Origin of the sequence: Blautia sp. AF34-10 (assembly GCF_003477865.1) — a bacterium.
Lineage (GTDB): Bacteria > Bacillota > Clostridia > Lachnospirales > Lachnospiraceae > Fusicatenibacter > Fusicatenibacter saccharivorans.
This window is the reverse complement of sequence record NZ_QUED01000090.1, coordinates 1-798: the sequence shown is the minus strand read 5'-3', so window position 1 is coordinate 798 and position 798 is coordinate 1. Positions and strand designations below refer to the sequence as shown.

Below are 798 nucleotides of genomic sequence, written 5' to 3'. Positions count from 1 at the left end.
TGCGGCAGATGTGGTAAATGGATTAAGTGCTCTTGGAGGACTGATCAAGGCAGATAATCTTCTTGGCGTTTTACAGGCATTTGTTCCTGTGATCAAAAACAGCGAAACAACCTGTGTACCTTGTGGAGGTGCTGTGAGGGCTCAGGCTGAAAGTGATGACAGCATTTACCGTGGACTTGCAGGAGGATATGCGGGTTACAACTATGGCGGTCAGATCTGGGGAAACAATACGGATAACTGGAAAGGTGCTGCATATACAGGAACCGTAAGAGAATGTGCGGCCTATCGTATCCGTTCCGTATATGGAACGGAATATGCTGGAGGCTATACCGGACTGATGCGGTGTGCGAATGTTGCAGACACAGGAAGTCTGAAGGTTTTATTCGGTCTTATCAAACTAGATAATCCGCTGACGCTTCTTCAGGCAGTGTATCCGACAGAAAAGAATACAGCTGTTTATGGACCGCTTCGTGGACTGGATACGGATACCTGGAATAAGTGGGTTGGTGCTGTCGGTTCTTATGGAAGTTACGGTAATAAATTACAGGCACTTGGTGAAGTCAATGATCAGAATCAGTTAAATGAGATTATTTCCCAGTATGCATATGGATACGCTGTTACAGCAGGACGGAGCATTCTGGCAAGTAAAGCAACACAGGGTGGTTCTGCCGGAGGCTATGTGGGTCGGATGGAAGGAGGAACCGTTACAAACGGTACTGCTGTAGATCTTCAGTTGGCAGAGGCTTATAGATGCAGTGGTGGATTTGCTGGTGAGATGCTTACAGGTTCTGTGGCAAA

Annotated in this window: 1 protein-coding gene; it reads left to right on the top strand. The window is 47.0% G+C overall.

Translation table 11 applies throughout. The features are described from left to right. Positions 1-798, top strand: a 798-nt coding sequence (locus DWZ60_RS17000; protein ID WP_199669435.1) for a hypothetical protein, incomplete at both ends; no start/stop codon positions are given.